At 40.8% G+C, this 26,292-nt stretch carries 25 protein-coding genes; 12 read left to right on the forward strand and 13 right to left on the reverse strand.

The genetic code is table 11. The features are described 5' to 3' along the window. The first annotated feature begins 224 nt into the window (after positions 1-224). From FJ709_RS10810 to FJ709_RS10820, 3 genes are all read left to right on the forward strand, one after another. Positions 225-1,778 (forward strand): MFS transporter, encoded by a 1,554-nt coding sequence (locus FJ709_RS10810; RefSeq protein ID WP_226410070.1) that lies wholly within the window; start codon positions 225-227, stop codon positions 1,776-1,778. Positions 1,779-1,900: 122 nt separating this feature from the next. Continuing rightward, complete coding sequence (locus FJ709_RS10815) at positions 1,901-4,360, forward strand: glycoside hydrolase family 15 protein (RefSeq protein ID WP_226410071.1); 2,460 nt, start codon at positions 1,901-1,903, stop codon at positions 4,358-4,360. 178 nt (positions 4,361-4,538) lie between these two features. Beyond that, positions 4,539-4,940 carry a DUF805 domain-containing protein gene (locus FJ709_RS10820; protein ID WP_226410072.1) on the forward strand — a complete coding sequence of 134 codons (402 nt, stop codon included), beginning with the start codon at positions 4,539-4,541 and terminating at the stop codon, positions 4,938-4,940. A gap of 180 nt (positions 4,941-5,120) precedes the next feature. On the opposite strand, the gene FJ709_RS10825 is transcribed toward FJ709_RS10820, so the two are convergent. From FJ709_RS10825 to FJ709_RS10840, 4 genes are all read right to left on the reverse strand, one after another. Beyond that, positions 5,121-6,071 carry a DUF808 domain-containing protein gene (locus FJ709_RS10825; RefSeq protein WP_226410073.1) on the reverse strand — a complete coding sequence of 317 codons (951 nt, stop codon included), beginning with the start codon at positions 6,069-6,071 and terminating at the stop codon, positions 5,121-5,123. A gap of 26 nt (positions 6,072-6,097) precedes the next feature. Further along, positions 6,098-7,021, reverse strand: a complete 924-nt coding sequence (locus FJ709_RS10830; RefSeq protein ID WP_226410074.1) for a transporter — start codon at positions 7,019-7,021, stop codon at positions 6,098-6,100. A gap of 105 nt (positions 7,022-7,126) precedes the next feature. Next, complete coding sequence (locus tag FJ709_RS10835; RefSeq protein ID WP_226410075.1) at positions 7,127-8,158, reverse strand: LacI family DNA-binding transcriptional regulator; 1,032 nt, start codon at positions 8,156-8,158, stop codon at positions 7,127-7,129. Between the two features lie 46 nt (positions 8,159-8,204). Next, positions 8,205-8,906, reverse strand: coding sequence for a DUF3334 family protein (locus FJ709_RS10840; protein WP_226410076.1), 702 nt, complete (start codon positions 8,904-8,906; stop codon positions 8,205-8,207). A gap of 271 nt (positions 8,907-9,177) precedes the next feature. On the opposite strand from FJ709_RS10840, the gene FJ709_RS10845 reads away from it, so the two are divergent. The 8 genes from FJ709_RS10845 (at position 9,178) to FJ709_RS10880 (ending at position 17,083) form a co-directional block, all read left to right on the forward strand. Continuing rightward, positions 9,178-10,785, forward strand: a complete 1,608-nt coding sequence (locus FJ709_RS10845; protein ID WP_226410077.1) for a methyl-accepting chemotaxis protein — start codon at positions 9,178-9,180, stop codon at positions 10,783-10,785. 100 nt (positions 10,786-10,885) lie between these two features. Then, positions 10,886-11,143, forward strand: coding sequence for an HPr family phosphocarrier protein (locus FJ709_RS10850; protein WP_226410078.1), 258 nt, complete (start codon positions 10,886-10,888; stop codon positions 11,141-11,143). Between the two features lie 9 nt (positions 11,144-11,152). Beyond that, positions 11,153-12,871 (forward strand): phosphoenolpyruvate--protein phosphotransferase, encoded by a 1,719-nt coding sequence (gene ptsP, locus FJ709_RS10855; protein ID WP_226410079.1) that lies wholly within the window; start codon positions 11,153-11,155, stop codon positions 12,869-12,871. A 246-nt stretch (positions 12,872-13,117) separates the two neighbouring features. Continuing rightward, on the forward strand, positions 13,118-13,633 hold the full coding sequence (crr, locus tag FJ709_RS10860; RefSeq protein WP_226410080.1) for a PTS glucose transporter subunit IIA: 516 nt from the start codon (positions 13,118-13,120) through the stop codon (positions 13,631-13,633). 288 nt (positions 13,634-13,921) lie between these two features. Beyond that, on the forward strand, positions 13,922-14,266 hold the full coding sequence (locus FJ709_RS10865; protein WP_226410081.1) for an ArsC family reductase: 345 nt from the start codon (positions 13,922-13,924) through the stop codon (positions 14,264-14,266). Continuing rightward, on the forward strand, positions 14,263-15,393 hold the full coding sequence (gene dapE, locus FJ709_RS10870) for a succinyl-diaminopimelate desuccinylase (RefSeq protein ID WP_226410082.1): 1,131 nt from the start codon (positions 14,263-14,265) through the stop codon (positions 15,391-15,393). Before FJ709_RS10865 ends, dapE begins: the two co-directional genes overlap by 4 nt. 20 nt (positions 15,394-15,413) lie before the next feature. Next, positions 15,414-16,106: a M15 family metallopeptidase gene (locus FJ709_RS10875; RefSeq protein WP_404830052.1), complete on the forward strand. Its 693-nt coding sequence runs from the start codon at positions 15,414-15,416 to the stop codon at positions 16,104-16,106. 167 nt (positions 16,107-16,273) lie between these two features. After that, positions 16,274-17,083 (forward strand): alpha/beta fold hydrolase, encoded by an 810-nt coding sequence (locus FJ709_RS10880; protein WP_226410084.1) that lies wholly within the window; start codon positions 16,274-16,276, stop codon positions 17,081-17,083. A 19-nt stretch (positions 17,084-17,102) separates the two neighbouring features. Here the strand turns inward: FJ709_RS10880 and FJ709_RS10885 are convergent, their stop codons facing one another. Next, the gene (locus FJ709_RS10885; RefSeq protein WP_226410085.1) at positions 17,103-18,329 is read right to left on the reverse strand and encodes a nucleoside recognition domain-containing protein; all 1,227 of its coding nucleotides are present in this window, start codon (positions 18,327-18,329) and stop codon (positions 17,103-17,105) included. Between the two features lie 143 nt (positions 18,330-18,472). Between FJ709_RS10885 and rsmF the strand changes: the two genes are divergently transcribed. After that, the gene (gene rsmF / locus FJ709_RS10890; RefSeq protein ID WP_226410086.1) at positions 18,473-19,924 is read left to right on the forward strand and encodes a 16S rRNA (cytosine(1407)-C(5))-methyltransferase RsmF; all 1,452 of its coding nucleotides are present in this window, start codon (positions 18,473-18,475) and stop codon (positions 19,922-19,924) included. 352 nt (positions 19,925-20,276) lie between these two features. Here the strand turns inward: rsmF and FJ709_RS10895 are convergent, their stop codons facing one another. The 8 genes from FJ709_RS10895 to udk form a co-directional block, all read right to left on the reverse strand. Next, positions 20,277-21,065 carry a TatD family hydrolase gene (locus FJ709_RS10895; protein ID WP_226410087.1) on the reverse strand — a complete coding sequence of 263 codons (789 nt, stop codon included), beginning with the start codon at positions 21,063-21,065 and terminating at the stop codon, positions 20,277-20,279. A 45-nt stretch (positions 21,066-21,110) separates the two neighbouring features. Further along, complete coding sequence (locus FJ709_RS10900; RefSeq protein ID WP_226410088.1) at positions 21,111-21,437, reverse strand: PilZ domain-containing protein; 327 nt, start codon at positions 21,435-21,437, stop codon at positions 21,111-21,113. 64 nt (positions 21,438-21,501) lie between these two features. Continuing rightward, positions 21,502-22,461: a DNA polymerase III subunit delta' gene (gene holB / locus FJ709_RS10905; protein ID WP_226410089.1), complete on the reverse strand. Its 960-nt coding sequence runs from the start codon at positions 22,459-22,461 to the stop codon at positions 21,502-21,504. Positions 22,462-22,487: 26 nt separating this feature from the next. Then, positions 22,488-23,132: a dTMP kinase gene (gene tmk, locus FJ709_RS10910; RefSeq protein WP_226410090.1), complete on the reverse strand. Its 645-nt coding sequence runs from the start codon at positions 23,130-23,132 to the stop codon at positions 22,488-22,490. Next, positions 23,129-24,142, reverse strand: a complete 1,014-nt coding sequence (mltG, locus tag FJ709_RS10915) for an endolytic transglycosylase MltG (RefSeq protein ID WP_226410091.1) — start codon at positions 24,140-24,142, stop codon at positions 23,129-23,131. The genes tmk and mltG overlap by 4 nt, the downstream gene beginning before the upstream one ends. A 47-nt stretch (positions 24,143-24,189) precedes the next feature. After that, a complete protein-coding gene (gene pabC, locus FJ709_RS10920; protein ID WP_226410092.1) occupies positions 24,190-25,023 on the reverse strand; it encodes an aminodeoxychorismate lyase in 834 nt (277 codons plus the stop codon). After that, entirely contained in the window at positions 25,020-25,607 is a 588-nt protein-coding gene (dcd, locus tag FJ709_RS10925) for a dCTP deaminase (RefSeq protein ID WP_226410093.1), read from the reverse strand. The genes pabC and dcd overlap by 4 nt, the downstream gene beginning before the upstream one ends. 46 nt (positions 25,608-25,653) lie before the next feature. Further along, the gene (gene udk, locus FJ709_RS10930) at positions 25,654-26,292 is read right to left on the reverse strand and encodes a uridine kinase (RefSeq protein WP_226410094.1); all 639 of its coding nucleotides are present in this window, start codon (positions 26,290-26,292) and stop codon (positions 25,654-25,656) included.

Genomic DNA, 26,292 nt, shown 5'->3' on the forward strand with positions numbered 1-26,292 from the left:
TAAATTCGCTCTCGCTTGTGGAGATGAAGAAGGCTAGGTCGTTTCTGATACTGACCATACTATGGCAAGTATCGGCTTTGGAGTACCTCGATTAACTTTGTTTAGCGTTTTGTTTGCTGAATAAGGATATTAGGTCATTGGCGAATACCCGTCTTAGGGAGATGTGTATTCGCTTTTTTTTATCTAACGACTGAACTACCGCCTACCCATAATAAGGATAAAAAATGTCGGCAAATAACCATGCTCCGCAAGAGCTTAATAAACAAGTTCAGCCTCAGCTCAATTTTTGGCAAATATTTAACATGTGTTTTGGCTTTCTTGGCATTCAATTTGGCTTTGCCCTGCAAAATGCTAATGTCAGCCGAATATTTCAAACCTTAGGCGCTGAGATAGACGACATTCCTATTTTATGGATTGCTGCGCCGCTCACCGGATTAATCGTTCAACCCATTATTGGTTACTTAAGTGATAATACCTGGAACTTTTTAGGTCGCCGTCGTCCTTATTTCTTATTCGGTGCCATTTTTACCACACTGTCATTATTCATCATGCCGCACTCACCTGCTTTATGGGTCGCGGCTGGGATGTTATGGATTATGGATGCTTCAATTAACATCGCCATGGAACCATTTCGGGCTTTTGTGGGCGATAATTTACCGCAAAAGCAACGCACCCAGGGCTATGCAATGCAAAGCTTTTTTATTGGTGTCGGCGCGGTAATCGCATCAGCATTACCCTATATTTTGACTAATTATTTTGATGTCGCCAATACCGCACCTGCCGGTGAAATAGCCGACTCAGTTCGCTATGCCTTCTACTTCGGTGGTGCGGTATTATTTCTTGCTGTCGGTTGGACCATAGTTTCCAGTAAAGAATACTCGCCTGAAGAATTAGCACGTTTTCATCAGCAAGAAACAGATCAACAGCAACCGCTAGTGGAAAACCAGCGCAGCGTCAGCCAGTACCGAAATGGCGCAATGATTTGGATGGCGATTGGGGCGTTATTTACTGCCATCATTATTGCTCAAAATCTCGATAAGCAGCTTTATATCTTAAGCTTAGGCATTTTTGCTTTTGGTCCTTTGCAGCTAATTTGTTCAATAAAACTGGCAAACAAAAACCAACAAGCACGCAGCTCTCTGGGATTAGTGTTTAACGTGGTTGACGACTTATTCCACATGCCAAAAGCGATGCGACAACTGGCTGTAGTACAGTTTTTTGCCTGGTTTGCCCTATTCGCCATGTGGATTTATACCACAGCCGCGGTCACCTCATATCATTATGGTTCTACTGACGTGGTTACCCAAGCCTATAATGACGGCGCTGATTGGGTCGGCATGTTATTCGCTTCATACAATGGCTTTGCTGCCATTGCGGCAATCATTATTCCTTTTTTAGCCAAAGCTGTCGGCATTAAGTTTACTCACACTATCAATATGTTTTTAGGCGGCATTGGCTTAATCAGTTTTTACTTTATTAAAGACCCGACTCAATTGTGGATCCCGATGATAGGTGTAGGTTTCGCCTGGGCTTCTATTTTATCTGTGCCGTACGCCATGTTATCGGGGGTTATTCCACCGAAAAAAATGGGTGTATATATGGGCATTTTTAACTTTTTCATCGTGATCCCCCAACTGTTAGCAGCCAGTATTTTAGGATTATTACTGAAAGTATTCTTTGATGGTCAGCCAATATATGCCGTGGTATTAGGCGGGGTGTTTATGATGATTTCAGGCATAGCCGTGCTATTTGTTGATCAAAACAAACACACTCAATAATAAGTAATTAATAAACAATCAGTCACCTTTTTATAAAGGCTAAACATTTCAAACAAGTGCCTTCATAGCGACTATAAAAATAGTTGATACACATAATTAACAATAAGAAATTGGGGAACTCAATGTCAAAAATTGATTCACTTATCAAACAGTCAGCAATCGCCAGCGCAATTAGCCTTGCGCTACTTAGTTTAAGCGCCTGTTCAGATAGCACAACGGCACCAATAGATGAGCCTATCGCTAGCACAGTGACTCATATTGCACCTGGCGCTCCGGGTGCGGATCCTGTGTGGGCATTTTCAGGAAAAACCGGTATTGGCACTTCCTATGAGCCTTATTCCAATGGCCAGTATGTTGACAGCGAAGCTAACCCTGTCAGTAAAGTGTGGTTCTCAGTCGCCCAGGGTATTTTAACTGAAACCATGTACGGCATGATCCACAATGCACAGTTAAAAGAATTGCAATTTGTGATTGTCGGTAATGGTTTTGTTGATACTGAAAAAGAGAATACCAACAGTACTATTGAATATCTGCATACCGACGACCAAGGTCGACCATTATCTTTGGCCTATAAAATTGTTAACACGGATAAAGACGATAAATACAAGATTGAAAAACATATTTTCACCGATCCAACCCGCGACAGCTTAATGATGAAGGTGGTTTTTACCGCATTTGAAGATGGTATCACGCCTTATCTTTATGCTAACCCACATATAGACAATAGCGGCGCAAATGATATTGCCAGTATTGAAAATGATGCCTTGGTGGCTTATACCAGTGCTGATAATTCATCGGTATTAACCATTAAATCCGATATTGATTACGTCAAAGCCAGCGTGGGTTTTGTTGGCACCTCAGACGGTTTAGTCGACCTAGCCGATAATAGCCAGCTTGATAAGCTGTATCAAAGTACCAGTAAAGACAAGTCAACCGTAGGAAATGTCGCATTAACGGCGCAATACCCTACCCTTAATAGCAACAGCTATACGGTCAACTTTGCTATAGGTTTTGGTCACAATAAAGAATCTAGCCTAAACAATGCTAACACCACCCTTGAAACCGGTTATGACGCTGTATTAAGCGCCTATCTTGGTGATGATAAACATATTGGCTGGAAAGACTATTTAGCCTCGCTAACACCCCTTAATAATATGTCGACTAACACTGCTGATAGTGGCAAGTTACTTTACACCAGTGCATTAGTGCTAAAAGCGCAGGAAGATAAAACCCATGCGGGTGCCTTAATTGCCTCACTGTCTAACCCTTGGGGTGATACCGTTTCAGCTAAAGTCGGCAGCACGGGTTATAAAGCGGTATGGCCGCGTGATTTCTATCAATGTGCAATGGCATTCTTAGCCATGGGCGATACGCAAACGCCTAAAGTCGCATTTGAGTATTTGAAAAAAGTCCAAGTAACCGCTCAAACACCTGGTTATGAGGGAACGCCCGGCTGGTTTTTACAAAAAACCCATGTTGATGGCGAAATTGAATGGGTAGGTGTACAGCTAGATCAAACCGCCATGCCTATTATGTTAGGTTGGAAACTGTGGCAAGCGGGTGTATTAACCGATGCAGAAACGGTGAAGTGGTATCATGACATGCTTAAACCTGCAGCGGATTTTCTAATCACAGGTGGCAAAGTTAAATTAGATTGGAATGAGACTGAAATTACCCCGCCAAGCACTCAACAAGAGCGCTGGGAAGAACAAGCAGGATACTCTCCGTCGACCACTGCTGCAGTAATTGCAGGCTTAGTTGCGGCAAGCGAGTTAGCCGTGCTAGCTAAAGATGAAAAAAGCGCTCAATACTTAAGTGCAGCGCGCAAGTTAGCTGCTGAATTAGAAACCACTATGGTGGCAAATACAGGTGATTTTGCTATAAACCAGCACGCTGAAGTTGCCCCTTACTATGTCCGCATTAGCCCTAATGGCACCCCTAACACTGCAGACAAACTGCTTGATAACAACGGTAAAACAGGCGTTGATCAACGTACCATTTTAGACGGTGGATTTTTAGAACTTGTGCGTTATGGAGTTAAAAACGCTCATGACCCAATAATTAAGAACAGCGTGTTTCTGATTGATAACACCAAATTAGACGATAACCTGAGGGTAAAATATGAATTTACCGCCAAAGATGGCAGCACTGTGCCAGGTTATCGCCGCTATGGTAACGATGGCTATGGTGAAGATATTGTCACCGGATTAAGTTATGCCGAAAAGGGCAATACTGAACAGCAACGTGGACGAGTCTGGCCATTCTTTACCGGTGAGCGCGGCCACTATGAATTAGCACTGGCTAAAGCATCTGGCACGCTTAACCCAAACACTAAATCGCAACTTATCCAAACTTATGTGCAGGGGATGGAAACGTTTGCTAATGAAGGGTTAATGCTGCCAGAACAAGCTTGGGATGGTGTGGGCAATGCCACTCGCTATAAATACAAAATGGGCCAAGGCACAAACTCAGCCACCCCACTTGCGTGGACACATGCTGAATACGTTAAATTGGTTCGTTCAATAACAGATGAAAATGTATGGGATCACTATCCTATAGTCACTGAACAGTTAAGCCAATAAACACCAACTATATCAACTTAAGTTATTATTAATATCCAGATAATTTAACAGCTTAATACCGTGACATTGAAAGATGTTACGGTATTTTTATAGGTTTTTACTTGTTAACTGACGGTAAAATTGTTACAAAAGCATGTGCAAATTTTGCATTATAAAAAATTGGGATTAGGAAAAAACAATGGAATGGTATTTAACAGTTTTAAAAAAGTATTTTGTATTTAGTGGCCGTGCGCGCCGTAAAGAATATTGGATGTTTGCTTTATTCAACTTCATCGTTAGCTTTGTGTTATCGCTAGTCGACATGGGAATTGGTAGCTACAATGAAATTATGGGATTAGGTACGCTAAGTGGTATTTATACCCTACTGGTGCTTATACCAAGTATTGCAGTCGCCATTAGACGTTTACATGACACAAATCATTCTGGCTGGTGGCTATTAATCGCATTAATTCCGCTATTGGGTGCATTATTCTTACTCGTTGTTTTCTGTTTCGATAGTAAAGAAGATAATGAATATGGTCCAAACCCAAAAACGTTAAATGATAATGACAGTGGCAATAGTGCCACCGTCGAAGCCTAGAAAGTAAATTAACTCGGTAAAATCAATTGACATAAATTGGTTTTAAAATGAGTAACAAAGCATAGCGTGAGACTTTATCAGCCTCACGCTATGCTTTTTTGTTAATGCCAAATTAATAATTTTATTACGACTAGCTAATAATGTCCGTTACAAAACGGGTGGCACTAACACTAACACTAATTATGCCCTTACCTTCTGTATTAAACTCATTATCGCTAACGCTATCGCGCCTGCAACAATACCAAACAAGGCATTTAGAATACTTGGCGTGAGCATTTTCAATAGGCTACCAACATATTCTAATTGCTCAACCAAAACAGCAGCATGTTCAATATAGGCTCCAACCACATGAATACCGTGGGTTAAAATACCACCGCCCACCATAAACATTGCAATTGTGCCCACCACGGTTAATATTTTCATTAAATATGGCGCGGCGATAATTAATTTAAGCCCAATGTATCGCCCTACGCAATTAAAAAAACCTTCACCTTGGCGTTTATTCAAATAGAAACCAAGGTCGTCAATTTTAACAATACCCGCGACTAAACCATACACGCCGACTGTCATCACTACCGCGATAACCGATAAGGTTAAAAACTGACTCATTAAATCAGACTCAGCGACCACACCTAAACTAATAGCAATAATCTCTGCAGAAAGAACAAAGTCGGTGCGAATTGCCCCTTTTATCTTTTCTTTTTCATAGGTTTGTAAGTCAGCAACATCTCTGGACAATTTCCGTTCAACTTCGACAGCATCCGATTTTTGAGAAGGTTTATCCCGTGAAGGCTTATGCTGATAAGAATGATGTAATTTTTCAAAGCCTTCGTAGCATAAGAATAATCCACCAAACATTAATAATGGCATAATAGCCCAAGGAATAAAGGCACTAATTACTAGCGCCGCCGGCACTAATATTAACTTGTTGCGAAAAGAGCCTAACGCTACCGCCCAAACGACAGGTAATTCACGTTCTGACGCGACCCCAGACACTTGCTGAGCGTTTAATGCTAAATCGTCGCCCAGCACGCCTGCGGTTTTACGTGCTGCGACTTTACTCATCGCAGCAACGTCATCTAAAATGGTTGCAATATCATCTAGTAATGTCAGTAAGCTTGCACCGGCCATAGTAAGTAAATGTCCCTAAAATAAAATTATAATGCGTACTGCCAGAGTACGCCAAATGAGTCAAAATCATTACCAATACGGGTGATAACACCGGTATTGGCATAAAATTTTAAGCTATGCTGCTGATTTAGTGCTATTGAATAAGTTAGCCCAAAGCGTGAGTTATCTTGATCGTCATTGGCCTGAATGCCATTTTTACTGGTTTCACCACCCATAAAATAATTGCCGCTCAGCGACAACCACTGCCCTTTGGCTAAACTGTAGATTACATGCCCTTGCAGAGAATATTGCGGTGCTTTGTCTAAATTTACACCATTATAAAACTCATCGTTGTCACTGTATAAACGCACTGTGGTATTAGCACCGTAATACCAGTTTCCCTGCCGAAAAGACACACCAAAACCAGGTCTAAACACCCATTGATTTGCCCCAATATTGACTAATTTACTGGGATCATATTCACCAATAGGTGCAGTCACTTGCAGACTCACTCCCATAACTAGCCCTTCTTGGTATTGACCAAACTCTTGTCGAGTTAACGCTGGCGCGCCATAAAAATTCCAGGTTAATTTAAGGACGGGGTCAGCATAACCACAGCGTTCAGCTTCAACATACTCACCTTGAAATACCGCAGAACCGGCCATACAGACACGACTGGCAACCACATCAAACTTAGATGAACTGCCACCTAAATCAAATGTAGTGGCATAACCGATAATGCCAGCATTAATTTCAATTTGTGATTTTTCGATAGGCACTTCTGGCGCAGGTGATAAGCCGCCCTGTGAGCGACCATAGCCAGCTACTAAAAAGTGCATATCAATAGGTATGTTGGTGTAACTACGGGGTTCTAAATCTTGAGCCATGCTTTGAAAACTGCTGACACTTGTGAGTACAGCAAAACCGAAAGCTTGTAGTCTAAATAACTGGCGATATGATGGCGTTTGCATTGAATCTATTTATCCTTAAATGATAACTGATGCAGAAGCATTAAAAGCTCATTTAGGAATATCATTAAGGTTGAGAACAACTACAACCTTAATGATATTTACCCATTAATCTATTGTTGAACCACAAGATTGACGCACCACTAGATTGGTAGGAATTAACATAGGTGACACTTCTTGCCCGCGGATCAGTTTGAGTACACTGTCCACTAAAATCTCCCCCGCCAATTGGGTGTTTTGCTTAATGGTGGTTAGTGGCGGATTGGCAAAACTAGCCACAGGTATATCATCATAACCAATAATAGCGACATCTTCGGGTACGTTAACACCGCGTTTTTTTAACGCCCTAAGAGCACCAATTGCAATTAAATCACTGGCTGCAAAAATAGCATCAAATTGAGTCCCTTTGTCCAGCAAGGCATTGGCAGCATCAAAGCCTGAGCTTTCAGTGCTAATAGCATCAAATTGTAATTGCTTATCAAGGGGAATATTTTGGTTTTTTAGGGCTTCACAGTGGCCTAAGTAACGGTCTCTAAATTCTGGGCTACGGCTTGAGGAATCCCCTAAGAATGCAATTTGTTTTCGACCTTGTTGCAGCATATGCGCTGTGGCTATAACCCCACCTTGGTGATTATCACACCCGATTGATAGTACAGATTTATTATTATGTTCAGCGCCCCATATTACAAAGTGAGTATTTTGCTCTAGCAGTTTTTCTAGCTTGTGGGCGTAATCCATATAATCGCCATAACCAAGCAAGATAATACCATCGGCCTTATTACTGTCTTCATAGTCCGCATGCCAGTCACTAGAAAGCTGTTGAAATGACACCAGTAAGTCATACCCCTGACGGGCGGTAGCCCGGGTAATGGAACCCAACATAGAAAGAAAGAACGGATTAATCAATGAATCATCATTAGTGGGATCTTCACAAATCAGTAGCGCCAATGTATGACTATTTTGAGTACGAAGATTACTGGCGTTTTTATCCACTTTATAATTTAATTCTTTAGCTATCGCTTGTATGCGTTGCCGGGTTTCTAAATTAACTAAAGGACTATTTCTTAACGCGCGAGAAACCGTTGACTGAGATACCCCAGCGCGATAGGCAATGTCAATTGAGGTTGCTTTAGATGCCATTTTTACTGTTCTACCTTGTTAATTTAATGAGTGAAATAATGGTTATTTATATTCCTAACTCATCAAGCAAGCTATCTGCCTCATCTGTCACTGAGTCTTTAACTGCGATTGAGTTGGCTGACTCACTTGCAGTTTTATCATGTTGCTTTCTATGGGTTTCAATTAATGCATCAGGATCGAACTCTTCATCCATTTCGAAATCCCTTGAACGAATGAACTCAGTTTTATCCATTGCAAACTCAAGATAAAATATATGATTATTCTGTGTTCTAAATGATACACGGCGGGCAACTGCATTATCTAAATTGGTATCAACAGAAATAGTAAGCTCTTTATTAAGCGTCAGCATTTTAGGCTGGCTCTGGCTAATAGAGGTTTGTAACTCTTTCGACACTTTGCTGATAAAATCCCCCAACATTTGGTTCATCAACTCGCCCATCACATTGGCAACGTCATCAGAGGTATGAGAAAAAGCCAGTTCATTTTCAGGCATACCCATATTGATCATATAGCGACGATAAATCTCAATCGCTGCATCAGCTGAGAAGTTGATAACCACTAAACCAGAAAAGCCGCCGTCAAAAATAGAAAAACAACCTAAGTCAGGCTTTAAACGAGTACGAGAAATAGATTGCACCATTCCAGCATGGATAACACTACTTGCAGTGGTATTGGATAATACATGGGAAACTGAATGACACAGTTTTAGTAAAATATCGTCGTTTTTAACGGTTTGAGAAGCGTTCATGGCATACACCTTATTTTTATAATTAAGCTAATCTTGCGGGTAAAATGATAAAAAATCAAAATTAAAACAACTCTTTAGCATAAAATATGAGTCAACATTGCATTTAACAAATTAAACTATTGATTTACAATAAATTAATAAATTATAGCTGTTATTTAAATTTTTTCTATTAAATGTATGTTGCCTCACATTTTTGCGACAATAAACTCCTGTAAAGTCAATTAATCTTTATAATCAACGGCTTCTAGGGTTTATAATTTTAAGGATAAAAATGATAGCTTCATTACGTCAGTTAACCATATTAAAACGCCTATTTATCATGCTAATTCTTGCGGCAATCGGTACTGTATGTTTTGGTAGTTTTTCCGTTAAAGAACAATATGACAATCTGGTTAATGAAAAATATCATCAATTAGCGGGTAATATTGTCCAATTCAATGCAACAGTGGAGGAATTAGCCTCTCAAAACACCCCTAGTTTAACCATTGTAGCCATTCTTGATGCTATTAATCAGCAAGCTCAAAATCCTATTTATCTGCTAGATAACAACAAAAAGCTATTATCACCGTCTACTGATGTTTTTTTTGCTAATGCCGACATAACCAAGATAACCGATATCAATGGCAATTTGAGTCTTAATGCAATGCTTGATTTAGCTAAAAGACAGGGGTTATCGAATGGGTCAATTACATTCACTATAAATGGCCACTCTCAAACACGTTTATTATCAATAAAATATGATAACCGACAGCAACATTATGTACTTTCTTATGCCGATAATGACAGCATTAATACAGCACTCAAGAGTATCATAATTGACTACTTAATCATTATGATGATGATTTCTTTGCCTATTTTTATCTTCTTCTTATTGCTTAATCATTCAATCACCCAACCTATCAATATCGCCATCAAAACTATGCGGGACATTGCCGCAGGTGAAGGCGATTTACGTCAACGACTGGATGAAAATGGTAAAGATGAAGTCTCTGAATTAGCCAAAGCATTTAACTTGTTTGTCGTCAAAATTGCTAATGTTGTTGCAGAATTAAATCCAATATGCAATCAACTCAATATCAATGCCAACGAGTTATTAAAGGCGGTTAGCACCTCACAGCAGAGCAGTCAAAATGTGAATCAAGAAACCCAAAGTGTTGCAGCTGCAATTCATGAGATGTTAACTACAACCCAAGATATGGCACGTAACACTCAACAAACCGCTGAAAATGCCAATAAAGTGACTGTAGAGGCCAAACATGGTCAACAATTGATGTTATCGACAGTGGTTCAAAGTGAGGCGCTAGGCAATGAGCTACAACATAATGTGCAAGTCAGCGAAAGCTTATCCCTTGCATCCAATGAAATAAGCTCTATTTTAGATGTGATTAAAGCGATTGCAGACCAAACTAACTTACTGGCTTTAAATGCCGCCATTGAAGCCGCACGCGCGGGTAGCCATGGGCGTGGCTTTGCGGTTGTAGCAGATGAAGTGAGGGCTCTGGCAACCAGAACCCAGGACTCGACCAATGAAATCAATCAAATTGTATCTAAAATTCATCTAGGTATTGAATCTTTACGCCAAAGTAATAGCCAAACACTTAAGCAGTCTGACGACTTACAATTAAAAGCACGTCAATCAAGTGACTCTATGGCAAGCATTCTCGCGTTAGTTGATAACATCAACGACATGACCAGCCAACTTGCCAGTGCAACCGAGCAGCAAGCTATGGTGACTGAAGAGGTTAATATTAATATAAATGCCATTTCAGGCTTAACCCATCAAGTGGTTGCGGCAAATAAATCTAATGAACATGAAGCGAATGAGTTAGAAAAGATAAGCCAAAAAATGGATAACACCCTTAAACAGTTTAAGATTTAACTCGCAAATAACTAATATAACATTGCTTACTTTGATGCCCTGTCGCATTAAGGTATAGTTATTCGTTTTCATTTTCGTCATTAATATGAGTTCAAGCAGTATGTATCAAAAAACGGTGACCATTACAGCGCCACACGGGATCCACACTCGCCCGGCAGCATTACTGGTAAAAGAGGCAAAAAGTTTCGATTGCGATGTCATCGTAGAATGCAACGGTAAGCAAGCTAGCGCTAAAAGCTTATTTAAATTACAGACACTCGGTTTATATCAAGGCGTTGAAGTCACGGTAATCGCCCAGGGCGAACAAGCTCAACAGGCCGTTGAAAGGGTTTCAGAACTACTTATCACCTTAAGCTAAGAGGTTATCATGCAAGTTAATGGCATTGTGGTATCAACAGGTATCGCCTTTGGGCATGCGCTCAATATTACCACCCAGCCTCAACCGCTTGATCTTCGTTTGTTACCCCTTTCTAGTATAGAAACTGAAAAAAAGTCGTTAAACACTGCAATTAGTAAACTGATAAAATACTTACAAGACTGCCAACAACGTGTTTGCCCAAGTTGTGACAATTTTCAACTTATCGATGCCGATATATTGCTACTTGAAGATGATGAGTTATTAACTGACATGCAACAACATATTGTGCAATATCGCGTCAGTGCCGCTGTTGCCATCGATAGAACCTTTAATGATCAAGCGCAAGTCATCGCAGAAATGGCAGACCCTTATCTTGCTAATCGTAGTCAAGATATTTCGTTGCTCGGTCAGCGCCTAATAACCATATTACAGGGTGCTAACCAACACGACTTATCCAAACTGAGCCAAGATACCATCTTATTAGCAGACGATCTTACCCCTGCTGATTTTGCTATGCTGCCACTCGAGTTTATTAAAGGGATAGTGCTAGAGTCTGGCGGTTTAACAAGCCATACCGCCATTCTTGCTCGGTCCGCCGGTATTCCTGCATTACTTAATTGTCCTTGGTCTAGTCAAGATGGTCATATTACAGATGGATCACCGCTGATTTTAGATGCCATGAGTGGTGTTTTATATATCAATCCAATACCGACTGAATTAGCCTCTTTACAGCTAAAACAAGCTCATCACCTTGAGCAACAACAAGCGCTAATGACTTACAAAGATATGCTGAGTCAAACCCTTGATAGCCATCCACTTATATTACGCGCTAACGTCGGTAACCTAAGTGATATCAGCTCATTAATGCAGGTAGGTGCTGAGGGTATTGGCCTGTTTAGAACTGAATTTTTATTGATGAACGCTAAAGCGTTACCGGATGAAAATCAGCAATACAAATTATATTCTGAGGCTATGCACGCACTCAGTGGGCAAATGTTATCGATTAGAACATTTGATGTCGGCGCAGATAAAGAGATCCCCTGTTTACATCAGCACACCGAAGAAAATCCCGCTTTAGGAGTGAGAGGTATTCGTTATAGTTTGCAGCACCCAGAAATGTTTATGGTGCAAATTAAGGCTATTTTACGGGCTGCTAGTCACGGTCAAATTCGGTTAATGTTTCCAATGGTGAGTCAACTTGAAGAGCTGCAACAAGCGCTTGAATTAATTGAGCAAGCTAAACAACAACTGCGTGAACAAGGCGCCCGCTTTGGCTCAGTAGAATATGGCATAGTGGTTGAAACACCCGCTGCCGTATTAGCATTAGCAAGTATGTTACCGTATTTAGATTTTGTCAGTATTGGTAGTAACGACTTAACCCAATATACCCTTGCCGCTGACCGAACTAACCCTAAGCTTGTAAGCAGTTACCCCACTTTGTCTCCTGCGGTAATAAGGCTTATCGCCATGACAATCAGTGACTGTCAAGAGGCTAATGTTAAGGTCTGTTTATGTGGGGAACTGGCAGGAAATGAGCACGTCTTACCTTTATTGATGGGCATGGGATTAAATGAGTTAAGTATTAACCCCAGTAATCTATTAGCGGTAAAATCCCGAGTCATTAATGGTAATTACCAAACATTTTTACAACATGCGCAACTGGTTAAACAACTAAAAACCAATGCAGCCATTGACGAAGCGATAAAAAAGTTTAACTTAGATAATTAACATTAAATCAGTTTAACAATTGCCTTAGTTTAGTGCGCTTTGGCTCTAAGATTGAAGTATTGCTGGGTAATATACAGTACTGAGATAATATAAAGCCCAATACTGAAACAACAAAATAACATACATTCGCCAAAGCTTATGCATAGAGCAAAGCTTAACCATTGGCACCTAATAGGTATAAAGTGATATGCAGTTCGCTGTGTACTATAACCATAAAGATAACGACATCATAAGAGGCTTGTTCTAATGGGATTTTTAAGCCGTATTCGACGACTAATATCAGGTCAAACTGAACTCACTGGCGGCATTGCTATTTTAGCGCCAGTGTCAGGTCAAATTGTACCAATTGAGAAAGTACCCGACGTGGTATTTGCTGAAAAAATTGTAGGTGATGGCATTGCCATTAATCCTGAGGGTGAGTTTATTGTCGCGCCAATTGACGGCACGATTGGTAAAATTTTTGAAACCAACCATGCATTTAGCATTGAATCTGCCCAAGGATTAGAATTGTTTGTCCATTTTGGTGTAGGGACGGTTGAGCTGCGCGGTAATGGCTTTAAGCGCCTTGCGGAAGAAGGCCAACAAGTTAAAGCCGGCGATCCTATATTATCGTTCGACTTGGCTTTTTTACAAGGTCAAGTAGAAAGCTTATTAACCCCTGTAGTACTGGCCAATATGGAAGACATTAAAGGCTTAGATAAATCTCCTCAAGGTTATGTCACCGCCGGTAAAGATGTCATTTTCACTGTGCAGTTGTCTTAATAAAAACGCCACGGGGTGTAACCAATGAATATTAAATGCAGAGCCAGTATCTGCATTTTTGCTTTTATGATTGGGTATATTAAGAATAAATTTTTACATGATTGAATTTTATTCAAATGCACGCCTTTATCTTGTTCAAGCGTAATCACAATGCCACAATACTGACAAAGATTAATGTCATCGATTTATTGCAAAACATAAGTTAACAGGCATGCATTAAAACACTTTCATTTACAACATTTTGCAGCCTAACAAATAACAAACAATGTCGCTGAGGGAGTATTCAGGTTGAAGTTATATGGTATCAAGAATTGCGACACGGTTCGTAAAGCGCGTAAATGGTTAGACGCCAACAAAATACAACATCAATTCCATGACTTTCGTGAACAGGGCTTAGATCAAGATACTGTCGCTAAATGGTGTCAAACCTTGGGATGGGAAACCGTATTTAATAAACGTAGCACCAGCTTTAGAAGCTTAGATGACGCGCAAAAATCAGATTTGACCGAGCAAAAAGCAATTGCATTAATGCTACAACACCCTACCCTGATCAAGCGTCCGGTGTTAGATAATCATTCAACTATTATGGCTGGCTTTAAAGAAGCTGACTATCAAGCGTGGTTTACCAAATGAGTCAAGTTATCGATTTAGCCAAAGATTTACTATCACGCAAATCAGTTACCCCACTTGATGAAGGCTGCCAATCGCTTATGGCTGAACGTCTTAGCAAGGTCGGATTTAATATTGAGTCGATGGTATTTCACGACACCACCAATTTATGGGCACGTCGCGGTACTGAGTCACCGGTTTTTTGTTTTGCGGGCCACACCGATGTAGTACCAACAGGCGATTTAAATCGCTGGCATACCCCGCCATTTGAGCCAACCGTAATAGACGGTTACTTACATGGTCGCGGCGCCGCTGACATGAAAGGATCATTAGCTGCTATGGTCGTCGCCACTGAACGCTTTGTTGCTAAACATCCCGATCATAAAGGCTCTATTGCCTACCTGATCACCAGTGATGAAGAAGGCCCATTTATTAATGGCACCCCAAAAGTCATCGAAACCTTAGAAGCGCGTAACGAAAAAATTACCTGGGCATTAGTGGGCGAGCCTTCATCGACACATAAACTCGGTGACGTCGTTAAAAATGGCCGTCGTGGAAGCTTAACGGGCAATTTAACCGTTAAGGGCATTCAAGGCCATGTGGCCTATCCTCACCTTGCAGATAACCCTATTCATAAAGCCACTCCTGCATTAACTGAGCTGGCACAAATGCACTGGGATAGCGGCAATGAGTTTTTCCCGCCAACCAGTTTTCAAATAGCCAATATTAATGGCGGCACAGGGGCATCTAATGTGATCCCGGGTGATCTTCAAGTGATGTTTAACTTCCGTTACTCAACCGAAGTGACCGCCGAAATATTAATACAACGGGTGTTAAGTATTCTTGATGCCCATGGTTTAGATTACGATATTAACTGGGTATTCAACGGACTGCCTTTTTTAACCGGTAACGGCCCATTATTAGAAGCGACCAAACAAAGCATTCGCGAAATTACCGGTTATGATACAGATCCACAAACAACCGGTGGCACATCCGATGGCCGCTTTATCGCGCCAACTGGCGCTCAAGTTATCGAGCTTGGTCCGGTTAACGCAACCATTCATAAAGTAAATGAGTCTGTGAATATCGCCGACCTTGAGCTACTGACGTTATGTTATGAGCGAATACTGGAAAAACTGTTGTGCGACTAGAGCCTATTACAGATTCAAGCATTAACAAAAATGCATTAGCGATCTCACATCCTCACCTTTATGGCTTGGATGAGGCAAATTTAGTTAAGTTTGAATCTGTTTTATTACAACCAGAAGCCGCAAAAGCATTTTCGACTATGCGTGATGCGGCAAAGCGCCAAGGTATTGATATGGCGATATGCTCAGCTTATCGCAGCTTTGATAAGCAATTATCAATTTGGAATGCCAAAGCTACCGGTAAGCGGCCACTGCTTGATAAACAACATCAACTGCTTCATTTTGAATCCTTATCATCGCAGCAAATTATCGATTCAATTTTAATTTGGTCTGCACTCCCTGGTGCATCTAGGCACCATTGGGGAACAGATATTGACGTATACGACCCCAGCAAAATCAGTCATGAAGCATTACAGCTGGTTGCTGCTGAATATCAAGCCAATGGCCCTTGCCATGCGTTATACTTGTGGTTGCAACAACATGCTCACAAATTTGGCTTTTACTTCCCTTTTCAGCAAGGAAAAAGCGGAGTGAGTACCGAGGAGTGGCATTTAAGTTATTTCCCTGTTGCCAGTCATTACACTGAGGCGTTTTTATGCAAGGATTTATTTAAGGTTTTCGAACACGCGGAATTTGAATTAAAAGCCCCCGTACTCGCTAGGTTAGAAGAGCTTGTTGCCCATTACGTTAAATTTGTAGTAAGTGTACCAGCCTAGCTAACCTTTATTGAGGTCGATAAGCCAAGATAGCTTCTAGGCCTTTCCGAGTGAGCCCCTTACGAGTAATTGCTTTAGTCGTGCGTTGAATTAACATTCTTAGCAGTGCATAGGCTAATATCAGCGAACAACCATAGTTATCCCATTTTTATTTACTGAGTCTTATTATGTTATCCAGTTCAAAGCATTGTTTAATTGACCAACAGCCGCTGCATTACACTGACATTGGCCAAGGTGATGTCATTGTATTATTACATGGCTTATTTGCTAATCGACAAATCTGGCAAGCTCAACTACAAAGTCTAAGTCAGCACTATCGATGTATTGCGATTGACTTATGGGGCCACGGTGACAGTAAAAGTATACCTGCCACCACCAAAAACTTACTTGATGTTGCACAACACATTGCGTCCGCTTTAGCGGAGTTAAATATCGAGAAGTACCATATTATTGGCCACGGTTGCGGCGGTGCGATTGCTGCAGAAATGGTGCTAAACGCTCCTGCAAAAGTACAATCGCTGGTAATGATCAACGCATTTATAGGCTTCGAGCCAGAAGTAAACTGTGTTAAGTACCAACAATGGCTTGATATTATGAACGAGACTAAAACCATCACCCGCGAATTAGCAGATACCATTAGCCCGTTAATGTTTGCTAAAACAAACCAAGATAAGGCTGCTGTTGAGCTACTTAGCCAACAACTGCAAAATATTGATAGCCAGCAAGTGCCGGTATTAAGTCGTTTTGCCCATATGGCAATATTTAAGCGCGATACCATGGAGTTAGTGGAACAATTTACCCTACCAACACTGGTGATAGTTGGTCTGGAAAACCATTTACGCACCGTATTAGAGAGCTACCTGATGAGTGATGAGATTAGCGGCGCAAAACTTCACCATGTGCAGCTTGCAGGCCATTTAGCCATGCAAGAAAAAGCGGATGAGATAAATCAATTATTGATTAACTTTTATCAGTAATTGATCCACTCTGCTTATATTAACCATAAAACCAGTAACACACACTGATGGCGGCAATAATGCCGCCTAAGTCAGCCGCTAAACCACAGCCTAATGCATGACGACCGTTTCGAATACCTACCGAACCAAAATAAACCGCCAACACATAAAAGGTGGTTTCAGTACTGCCTTGAAAAATAGCCGCTAAACGCCCAGCAAAGGAGTCAACCCCATGATGTTCCATGGTTTCTAGCATCATAGCCCTAGCACCTGAGCCGCTAAATGGCTTCATAATGGCGGTCGGCATAGCATCAATAAACCGTGTGTCGTAACCCAGCATAGACACTAAACTAGCCAGCCCTTGTAATACATAATCTAACGCACCCGATGCCCGTAATAATCCAATAGCCAACAACATAGCTAATAGGTAAGGAATTAATTGTACCGCCTGATTAAAGCCGCCTTTTGCACCGTCAATAAACTCATCGTATATTTCGACTTTTTTAATTCCCGCCACTATCACAAAACTCATTACCAGTAATAATAAAATGCCATTACCTAATACACTTGAGACTTGACCGATGGCTTCTGCGCTTAAGCTTAATAAGTAAAACATCGACGCCATAATCAGCGACAACAATAAAGCAGCATAGGCTAAAATAACGCTGTTAAATAATGAAATGCGTTGCACGATTGCCACCACTAATAAACCGACGATTGTTGAGGCACAAGTGGCTAATAAAATAGGTAAAAAAATCTCAGCGGGCGATGCTGCGCCCTGTTGTGCTCGATATAAAAATACCGTGACAGGCACTAAGGTTACCGAAGAAGTATTCAGTACTAAGAAAAGAATTTGAGCATTAGTCGCCACGGTTTTATTCGGATTTAGGCTTTGTAAATCTTGCATGGCTTTTAAGCCAAGCGGCGTAGCTGCATTGTCTAATCCAAGCATATTGGCGGTTAAATTCATGCTAATGCTGCCATAAGCAGGATGTCCACGCGGAACATCAGGCATTAGTTTGCACAATAATGGCTCAAACAATTTAGCAAATAAGCCCACTACACCGGCTTTTTCACCTACCTGCATTAATCCCATCCAAAGGGCTAATACACCAATCAACCCTATGGATATTTCAGCGGCGAGTTTGGCGCTGGCAAAAAGCGCACTCACAGAATCACTTAATACGGTCACATTGCCAGATAATAACTGCAATACGATAGCAATTGCTGCAACAATGAAAAAACCTAACCACACTCGATTTAGCACATAATCTCCCTTTGCTTGGCAAATTTACTTTGAACCGTTTAACGCATTTGTCGCGACTAGTTTATATCGCTGAATAACCAAGCTGATACATTCCATGATATTATCTTGGCAATTATGCCACGTGAGTAAACAATGTCTGCATTATGGTTCAATTAAATCCAAATTTTATCAAACACATTAGTGATGAATTACCCAAGCACCTTTCTCTGGATGAATTTATCGCCATCTGTGACAAACCGCTACGAAAATCGATTCGAGTCAATACATTAAAAATCACTAGCGCTGAGTTCGTGCAGTTAATGCAACATAAAGGCTGGCAATTTGACCCCATACCTTGGTGTGATGATGGTTTTTGGATTAATGTCGATGACGAGCAACAACTCGGTAATTTGGTTGAACATATTCAAGGGCTGTTTTATATACAAGAAGCCAGTTCAATGCTTCCTCCGACCGCTTTATTTGATGGTATTTTATCGCCTGAGCTCATTTTAGATGTTGCTTCAGCTCCTGGTTCAAAAACCACTCAGATAGCGGCATTAATGCATAATAAAGGCTTGTTAGTCGCCAATGAATATTCCGCTAGTCGAGTTAAAGTGCTGCACGCCAATGTGCTTCGTATGGGCGCGAGTAATGTGGCGTTAACCCATTTTGACGGCCGAGTATTTGGCGAATATATGTATGACACTTTTGATGCTATTTTGTTAGACGCCCCCTGTGGTGGTGAAGGGACGGTTCGCAAAGATGCTAATGCATTAAAAAATTGGGATATAAACGATGTAACGGCAATCGCGGATACCCAAAAGGATCTTATTGAAGCGGCTTTTCTCGCGTTAAAGACTGGTGGCACCTTGGTGTACTCAACGTGCACATTGAGCCAATTAGAGAATCAGCATATTTGTTATCATTTACAGCAAACGTATCCTGATGCGGTAGAGTTTGTGCCATTGAATGATTTATTCCCCAATGCGCAAGCCGCCTGTACTCCAGAAGGCTTCTTACATGTATGGCCACAAATTTTTGATAGTGAGGGCTTCTTCGTTGCTAAAATCCGTAAAATCGCCCCGATTGAACGAATTAAAAAACAGCCTAAACTGCAAAAAAACTTTCCGTTTAGCATTGCAACAGATAAACAAACTGAAGCCTTAAGCGACTATTTATTAAGTCATTTTGATATCGACTTGCCCCATGAGACTTCTGTCATGCAAAGAGACGATGAGTTTTGGCTATTCCCAAATCAATTTATGCCAATGGTAGGAAAAATGCGTTTCCAACGGATTGGTCTTAAGCTTGCTGATGCGTTAAAAAAAGGCTTTAAGGTCAGACATGAAGCTATCATAGCTTTAGTAGGTTCCACCCTAAACAATCAAAATTGCATTGAGTTAACATCACTACAAGCACAACAGTTTTTGATGGGTAGAGATATTGAAACGGCCAGTTTTAGCCCTGAGCGACAACAGTGGCTCAATCAACATGCACACGGCGAAATGTTAGTTAGTCATCATCAATGTGCATTAGGCGTTGTTAAGCACTTAGGCCATAGACTGAAGAACAATCTGCCACGTGAATTGGTTAGAGACAAAGTGGCTTACACATAATAGCGCTTGTAGCATTCTACTACTGGCACTTGAAACACATGCTCTAAAAACACAGCTACCTAAAGCAAAAAGCCTGAAATTATTCAGGCTTTTTTGCTTTTTCATAGTCGACTAATTATATGATAAATAATGCGTTTACTTAATCACGCTAAAAATATTACCGTAAACAACAAATTAATGATGTTTTTTTAAGCAAAAATTGGAAGTAATGACTATAATTTGTGCAGAGATTAAATCCTCAACTCTAGCGCACGGCTCTGTAAAGAGCCATTTCCCTAGGCCCAAGACAATCGGATCGTTTTGGGTCTTTTTTTTGCCAAAAAATAACCATTTAAACAATGCATAATCTTGTTTAACGACCGATCAACTTCCCGGCATCCTTAAACAAATTAAAGAAGTTCTCTGAAGTGTAGTCCGCCAGATCTTGATACTTTTCACCGCGAAGCTCTGCAACAAACTCTGCAACATCACGAACATAAGCTGGTTGGTTTTCTTGGCCGCGATGTGGCACAGGCGCAAGATAAGGGGAATCTGTTTCAACCAATAATCTATCTTTTGGGACTTTACGGATCACGCTACGTAGCTCACCGGCATTTTTAAAAGTGACAATACCCGAGACTGAAATATAAAAACCCAAATCCATTGCGGCTTTGGCCATTTCCCATGTTTCTGTAAAACAATGGAGCACCCCTGCCACTTTGTCAGCTTGACCATTTTTAAGCATGGCTATAGTGTCTTCTCTGGCATCACGAGTATGGACAATAAGGGGTTTATTGACTTCAACAGCTAAGGCAATTTGTTGTTCAAAACATTGTTGTTGCAGAATTTTAGTTTCATCGGCATAAAAATAATCTAAACCTGTTTCACCAATCGCAATCACTTTAGGATCGGTGGCAAAACGTCTAATTTGATCAACATCTAAGCCTTCTTTAACATCTAAGGGATGCACCCCTGATGATAAAAAAATATTATCAAACTGCGCTACTTTATCGCGCATTTGTTCAAAACCTTGCTGGCGCACATTCACACACAATAGATAATCCACCCCTTGGGCTTTGGCGTTATCCATAATAATTTGTAACGAGGCTTGATCTGGCGCCGCTTTTAAACGGTCCAGGTGACAATGTGAATCAATTAGCATAATAACAGACGAGAATTAGATAAATGGGATGCAGAGGATACCGAGCTACATGGTACAGGTCAAATCACCTGACGATAATTCTTGTGCTAATAACTTTTCAATATGGTGTTTATGGCTTTCAGGGTCAGTTCTAATTTTAATACCAATCCCTGCAGGTCTTCCACCCGATGCGCCAATAGGATTAATCCATACCACAGAGCCTTTAAATTCATTAATTTGGCTAGTGTTAGGTAAACGGTATGCAATGGTGAGCTCTTGACCTAAAAAATGACTTTCTGTAGTTGCCACAAATAATCCCGCCGGTTTAATAAACGGCATATAGGCACGATATAGCTGGTGCAGAGTATCGTAATTAACCACCAAGTCGACCATATTATCTCTTAATTCTCTTATAAAATGATGTGAGTACTTATATTAAGCGGTTTAAGCATAGCACTTAGCTTAATGCTAGCACGTGCCTGAATTGTAAAACATAATTTTGACATAAAGCCTGTGTGTTTACATTAGCCATTGTAGCTAATTTATGGGTCATGTGCATAACATCACCAGCTAATTCAATCACTTTTGATTGAATTAATGGATTTAACTTATTACTTTTTAACACATATTGCCTTAAGTACAAATATAAAACCTTCAAAGCATCTATTATTTGTATATCAGTTAACTTTAACAAACTATTTTGCAAGTGACCCGATTGTAAGCTTGCGGACCAATCTTGTCGATATTCAAGTAATTGTGGGTAATGTTTTGACTGCAGGCTAGCGGCTAACTTTAACGGACCACCTACCACGCCTAAACACCAAGTAACATCATGTCGTTGCCCCTGGGCATTAGCAATTGGTAATAAATCCAGTGCGTCAAGCCAATCAGTTATATGTGTTTTAGTTGGGTGAGTAAAGGCTATTTTTTGGCAACGGCTTGTTATGGTCGGCAATAAACTCGCTGGGGTATCGGTTTGTAATAATAATAACGTATTTGCGCCAGGTTCTTCTAATGTTTTAAGCAGTGCATTGGCCGCGGCAATGTTCATTCGTTCACTTTGCTCTATTACAGCAACACGAGCACCTGACTGCTGTGCGGTATGCAGTAATGATTGACATAACTCGCGTATTTGATCGACTTTGATTTGATTGCCATCACTGCGTACCCAATGTAAATCGGGATGATTACCTGATTTGCATAACAAGCATGCTTTACATATACCACAAGCGCCCACTGGGGTTTTGTCGACACACAATGCCATTTGAGCCATTTCAGTAGCCAGTTCGATACCTCCTAAAGCGATATCGACAGGGATAAGTTGGGCATGACTATGTTGATTTTGGTAACACAACTTAGCAAAGCGCTCAAATGGAGTAGCCAACCAAGGTAGTTGTGTCAAAGTATAGTCTGTCATCTTTTTACCCCTTGTATCAGCATTGCTTAAGGCCGTTTTACTGCTAATAATCTTTTGGTTAATTTATCACGAATATCTTGATGTACTTTGTCGATAGACTGACTTGCATCAATAACAATAATGGACTCGTCTTCGGCTGCAAAGGCTAAGAAGGTAGCACGGGCACGTTCAAAAAATGCAATATGTTGCAACTCAATTCGGTCAAGTGCACCACGGGCAGATGCGCGTTGTAAACCTAGGCTAGGGTCAATATCTAAATACAGGGTTAAGTCAGGTTTAAAGCCATGCAAACTTGCATCACTAATGGCTTTAACTAATGGCATTAAACCTCTGCCACCGCCTTGATATGCTAGCGATGATAAATTGTGACGATCACCTAATACCCATTGCCCTTTGGCTAATGCAGGCTTAATCACATTAGTAATTAACTGGGTACGTGCTGCATAAAATAGTAAGCATTCTGCTTCATCGCATAAGGGATCGTTTTCATCGGCAATTTTAACTAAGTCGCGAATTTTTTCAGCCAGAGGTGTGCCGCCAGGTTCTCGGGTACATACTGGTGTTTGACCTGTATGTTCAGTAATAATGCTTTGAACTAAAGACACCGCACTAGATTTACCAGCACCCTCTAGGCCTTCGATAACAATAAATTGTCCTAATTGTTGACTCATTTTTTCTTTCTCTGATATTCATTTACAGCACGGTTATGTTCTTTATACGTCGATGAAAAAATATGACTGCCATCATTTCTTGATACAAAAAACAAATAATTCACTTTGGCCGGGTTTGCTGCCGCATATAAAGACGCCTTGCTTGGAGCCGCTATCGGTGTAGGGGGTAAGCCATCAATTCGATAAGTGTTAAAAGCGGTTTTCTCTAGTATGTCTTTCTTAGTAATATTGCCTTTATATCTGTCGCCCATACCATAAATAATGGTGGGATCCGTTTGTAAACGCATGCCCTTTTTCAAACGATTATTAAATACTGCACTGACCCAATTACGTTCTTCATCTTTAGCGGTTTCTTTTTCGATAATTGAAGCAATAATCAGCAGTTCATAGGGCGAGTTTAATTTTAAATCAGGATCACGCTGTTCCCAGGCTTGCGCCAAATGAGTTTGCATCATTAAGTAACTGCGTTGCATCATTGAAAATAACGTTTCATCGACACGATAGTGATAAGTTTCAGGGAAAAACTTACCCTCAGGTAATCCTGTCGTATCGCCATTTGCTTCAAGTACTTTAATAAACACATTCTCATCATATCGCATGTGTTCTAGACCTTGTAATACTGGTATCCATTCCTTAATGGTTTTACCTTCAACAAATGTCACTGAAAATACCATTTCTTGGCCTAATCTCAGTCGGTTGATAAAATCCACCAGCTTATCGCCTGGCACCATCTGATAAAGCCCAGCTTTAATATCGCCTAAATAAGGTTCTAGTTTAACTAACAAGCGCACTTTCCAGCTTTCAGTAATAATGCCTTGTTGTTCTAATTCCTGGGTTAATTTCAGTAAAGATGTACCAGATGTCACGGTAATGATTGTGGGTTCCGTCAGCGTTAATGGCTGATTTTTGTATTGCAAAATATCTTTTGCATACCAATAACCCACTAAACACATAATGGCTAAAAGTGGAATTAAACTGGCTAACAATCGGGTTATTATTGTTGTTTTCATAGACATCTAATTAGGTGAATGATTCTTGTTGGCTCAAGTAAAGTGCCTTAGCTTAATAGCGTTTGCAACTGCTGTGCAATAGCTTGCGTGTGAGACCATGGCTGATAGCTGTTTTTATCGACTCGTACAACATCAATAAGGCCGAGCAAACTATTACTCATCATAATAGCATCAGCCATTAATACACTATTACTGTTTAGCTGAGTCGCATGAACTACAACACCCTGTGCTAACATGATGTCAATCACAGCTTCACGCATTACACCACTCACACCAGCTTGATTAATCGCAGGAGTAAACACTTGATTATCTTTAACTATAAAGATGTTCGCCATTGAGGCTTCAATCAAATAGCCGTGGGTATCGTAGACTAACCAATCATCAAATCCAGTGGGTAAAGTATGTGATTTTATCAGCACTTGCTCTAACCGATTAAGGTGTTTAATACCCGCTAACAGTGGTTGTCGAGCTAAAGTGACTGGTGAGGTAGTTAACGCAACGCCACTTTTTTGCCAAGTTTTATAATGCTCAGGTATTTCATGTACTGAGGTGATTTCGGTAATATTGGCTATTTCAGGCGCTTGATAACCACGGCCACCAACACCACGAGTCAGCAGTAATTTGACACATGCATTGGGATAACTACTGGCGAGATAAATTAAATGCTTGCGTAATTGACTAGATGCAGACCAATTAAGGTTAAGTCGTTTACTGCCTTGCTCCAGTCTAGTTAAGTGTAAATCTAACAACATAATGCCAGCTTTGGTGGATGTAGAAGGATAGGTTCGCATAGTCGCAAACAGACCATCGCCATAAGCTAAACCACGATCAAACGGGTTGACGCTTGCCATATGTTGTTGATTTACCCAAACTTGCGTCATTTATCGTCCTGACTTATCCGGCTGGCTACGGCATCTTGCTGGTTGTTATATTTTGCACTTTTACGTTTATTGTATGGCCGCGCCACTGGACCGCTTAAACGCTCAAAATTTAATGCACCAATGGTCATGCCAGGACGAAGCGCCAATGGCAATTTACCACTATTGAAAAACTCTAATACAATCTTGCCTTGCCAACCGGGATCGATTCGATGGGCGGTAACATGAACCATTAAGCCTAATCGGGCTAATGATGATCTGCCATCTAACCAACCGACAATATCAGCCGGTAAGGTAACAGTTTCAAGGGTAACAGCTAAAGCTAATTCGCCAGGATGAAGAAAAAACGCTTCACCGTCAGCAATATTAATTTTATCGCCCATCACCTTATCCAAGGCAACTTGCATTTCAGCGGCAGGACCACTTAAGTCAATATAGGGTGCTGTATGATCTTGAAATACCCTAAACTGGCTGCCAAGGCGGACGTCAACACTGACACCTGAAATAGCTTCAACTGGAGGTCTTGGGTCAATTATAATCAACCCATCATCTAAGCTTTGTTCTATTTCGATATCGGTTAAACGCATTAGCACAACCTTAATTGAGTAATCGAGCCTTTAATAGTGGGTGATGTTACTTAGCCAGCAAGTGTTGAATACGTGCCTTTAATATATCGGTTGCGATACGATTTTTGCCACCACGGGGAACAATGATATCGGCATATTGCTTTGACGGTTCAATAAACTGTAAAAACATCGGACGTACTGTTTTCTTGTATTGTGAGATAACCGATTCCATTGTTCTACCACGTTCTGCAACATCTCGTGTTAATCGCCGTAAAAAACAGATATCTAGTGGTGTGTCCATAAACACACTGGCATCCATGAGTTCACGTAACTTAGGATCGGTTAGTAACAAAATCCCTTCTAGAATAATGACTTTTTTAGGCTGCATTTCGAGCGTTTCAGATATACGAGTATGTTCGGTGTAACTATAACGTGGAATGTTAACAGCCTCACCACGTTTTAATGTTTCTAAATGGTTAGCAAGCAGTTGATGGTCAAGTGCTTTAGGGTGGTCATAGTTGGTTTGAATCCGCTCATCCATGGTCAAATGAGATTGATCACGATAATACGCATCTTCATTGATAACCCCTATTTGGTTGGTGCCGAGATCACGGCAAAGCTCTTGAAAAATAGTATTCGCAATTAAGCTTTTACCTGATGCCGATGCACCGGCGATACCAATAATGACACACTGTGGAGAATTCAT

The organism is Shewanella glacialimarina (assembly GCF_020511155.1).
GTDB lineage: Bacteria > Pseudomonadota > Gammaproteobacteria > Enterobacterales > Shewanellaceae > Shewanella > Shewanella glacialimarina.

Coding starts and splice junctions, on each gene's coding strand:
- dapE (WP_226410082.1), top strand. CDS start 14,263: ATGAGTCAAGTTATCGATTTAGCCAAAGATTTACTATCACGCAAATCA.
- FJ709_RS10825 (WP_226410073.1), bottom strand. CDS start 6,071: ATGGCCGGTGCAAGCTTACTGACATTACTAGATGATATTGCAACCATT.
- FJ709_RS10840 (WP_226410076.1), bottom strand. CDS start 8,906: ATGAACGCTTCTCAAACCGTTAAAAACGACGATATTTTACTAAAACTG.
- FJ709_RS10880 (WP_226410084.1), top strand. CDS start 16,274: ATGTTATCCAGTTCAAAGCATTGTTTAATTGACCAACAGCCGCTGCAT.
- FJ709_RS10820 (WP_226410072.1), top strand. CDS start 4,539: ATGGAATGGTATTTAACAGTTTTAAAAAAGTATTTTGTATTTAGTGGC.
- rsmF (WP_226410086.1), top strand. CDS start 18,473: ATGGTTCAATTAAATCCAAATTTTATCAAACACATTAGTGATGAATTA.
- udk (WP_226410094.1), bottom strand. CDS start 26,292: ATGAATTCTCCACAGTGTGTCATTATTGGTATCGCCGGTGCATCGGCA.
- ptsP (WP_226410079.1), top strand. CDS start 11,153: ATGCAAGTTAATGGCATTGTGGTATCAACAGGTATCGCCTTTGGGCAT.
- holB (WP_226410089.1), bottom strand. CDS start 22,461: ATGACAGACTATACTTTGACACAACTACCTTGGTTGGCTACTCCATTT.
- FJ709_RS10810 (WP_226410070.1), top strand. CDS start 225: ATGTCGGCAAATAACCATGCTCCGCAAGAGCTTAATAAACAAGTTCAG.
- pabC (WP_226410092.1), bottom strand. CDS start 25,023: ATGACGCAAGTTTGGGTAAATCAACAACATATGGCAAGCGTCAACCCG.
- FJ709_RS10895 (WP_226410087.1), bottom strand. CDS start 21,065: ATGCTAATTGATTCACATTGTCACCTGGACCGTTTAAAAGCGGCGCCA.
- FJ709_RS10815 (WP_226410071.1), top strand. CDS start 1,901: ATGTCAAAAATTGATTCACTTATCAAACAGTCAGCAATCGCCAGCGCA.
- FJ709_RS10850 (WP_226410078.1), top strand. CDS start 10,886: ATGTATCAAAAAACGGTGACCATTACAGCGCCACACGGGATCCACACT.
- mltG (WP_226410091.1), bottom strand. CDS start 24,142: ATGAAAACAACAATAATAACCCGATTGTTAGCCAGTTTAATTCCACTT.
- crr (WP_226410080.1), top strand. CDS start 13,118: ATGGGATTTTTAAGCCGTATTCGACGACTAATATCAGGTCAAACTGAA.
- FJ709_RS10830 (WP_226410074.1), bottom strand. CDS start 7,021: ATGCAAACGCCATCATATCGCCAGTTATTTAGACTACAAGCTTTCGGT.
- FJ709_RS10845 (WP_226410077.1), top strand. CDS start 9,178: ATGATAGCTTCATTACGTCAGTTAACCATATTAAAACGCCTATTTATC.
- FJ709_RS10900 (WP_226410088.1), bottom strand. CDS start 21,437: ATGGTCGACTTGGTGGTTAATTACGATACTCTGCACCAGCTATATCGT.
- FJ709_RS10835 (WP_226410075.1), bottom strand. CDS start 8,158: ATGGCATCTAAAGCAACCTCAATTGACATTGCCTATCGCGCTGGGGTA.
- tmk (WP_226410090.1), bottom strand. CDS start 23,132: ATGAGTCAACAATTAGGACAATTTATTGTTATCGAAGGCCTAGAGGGT.
- dcd (WP_226410093.1), bottom strand. CDS start 25,607: ATGCGTTTAACCGATATCGAAATAGAACAAAGCTTAGATGATGGGTTG.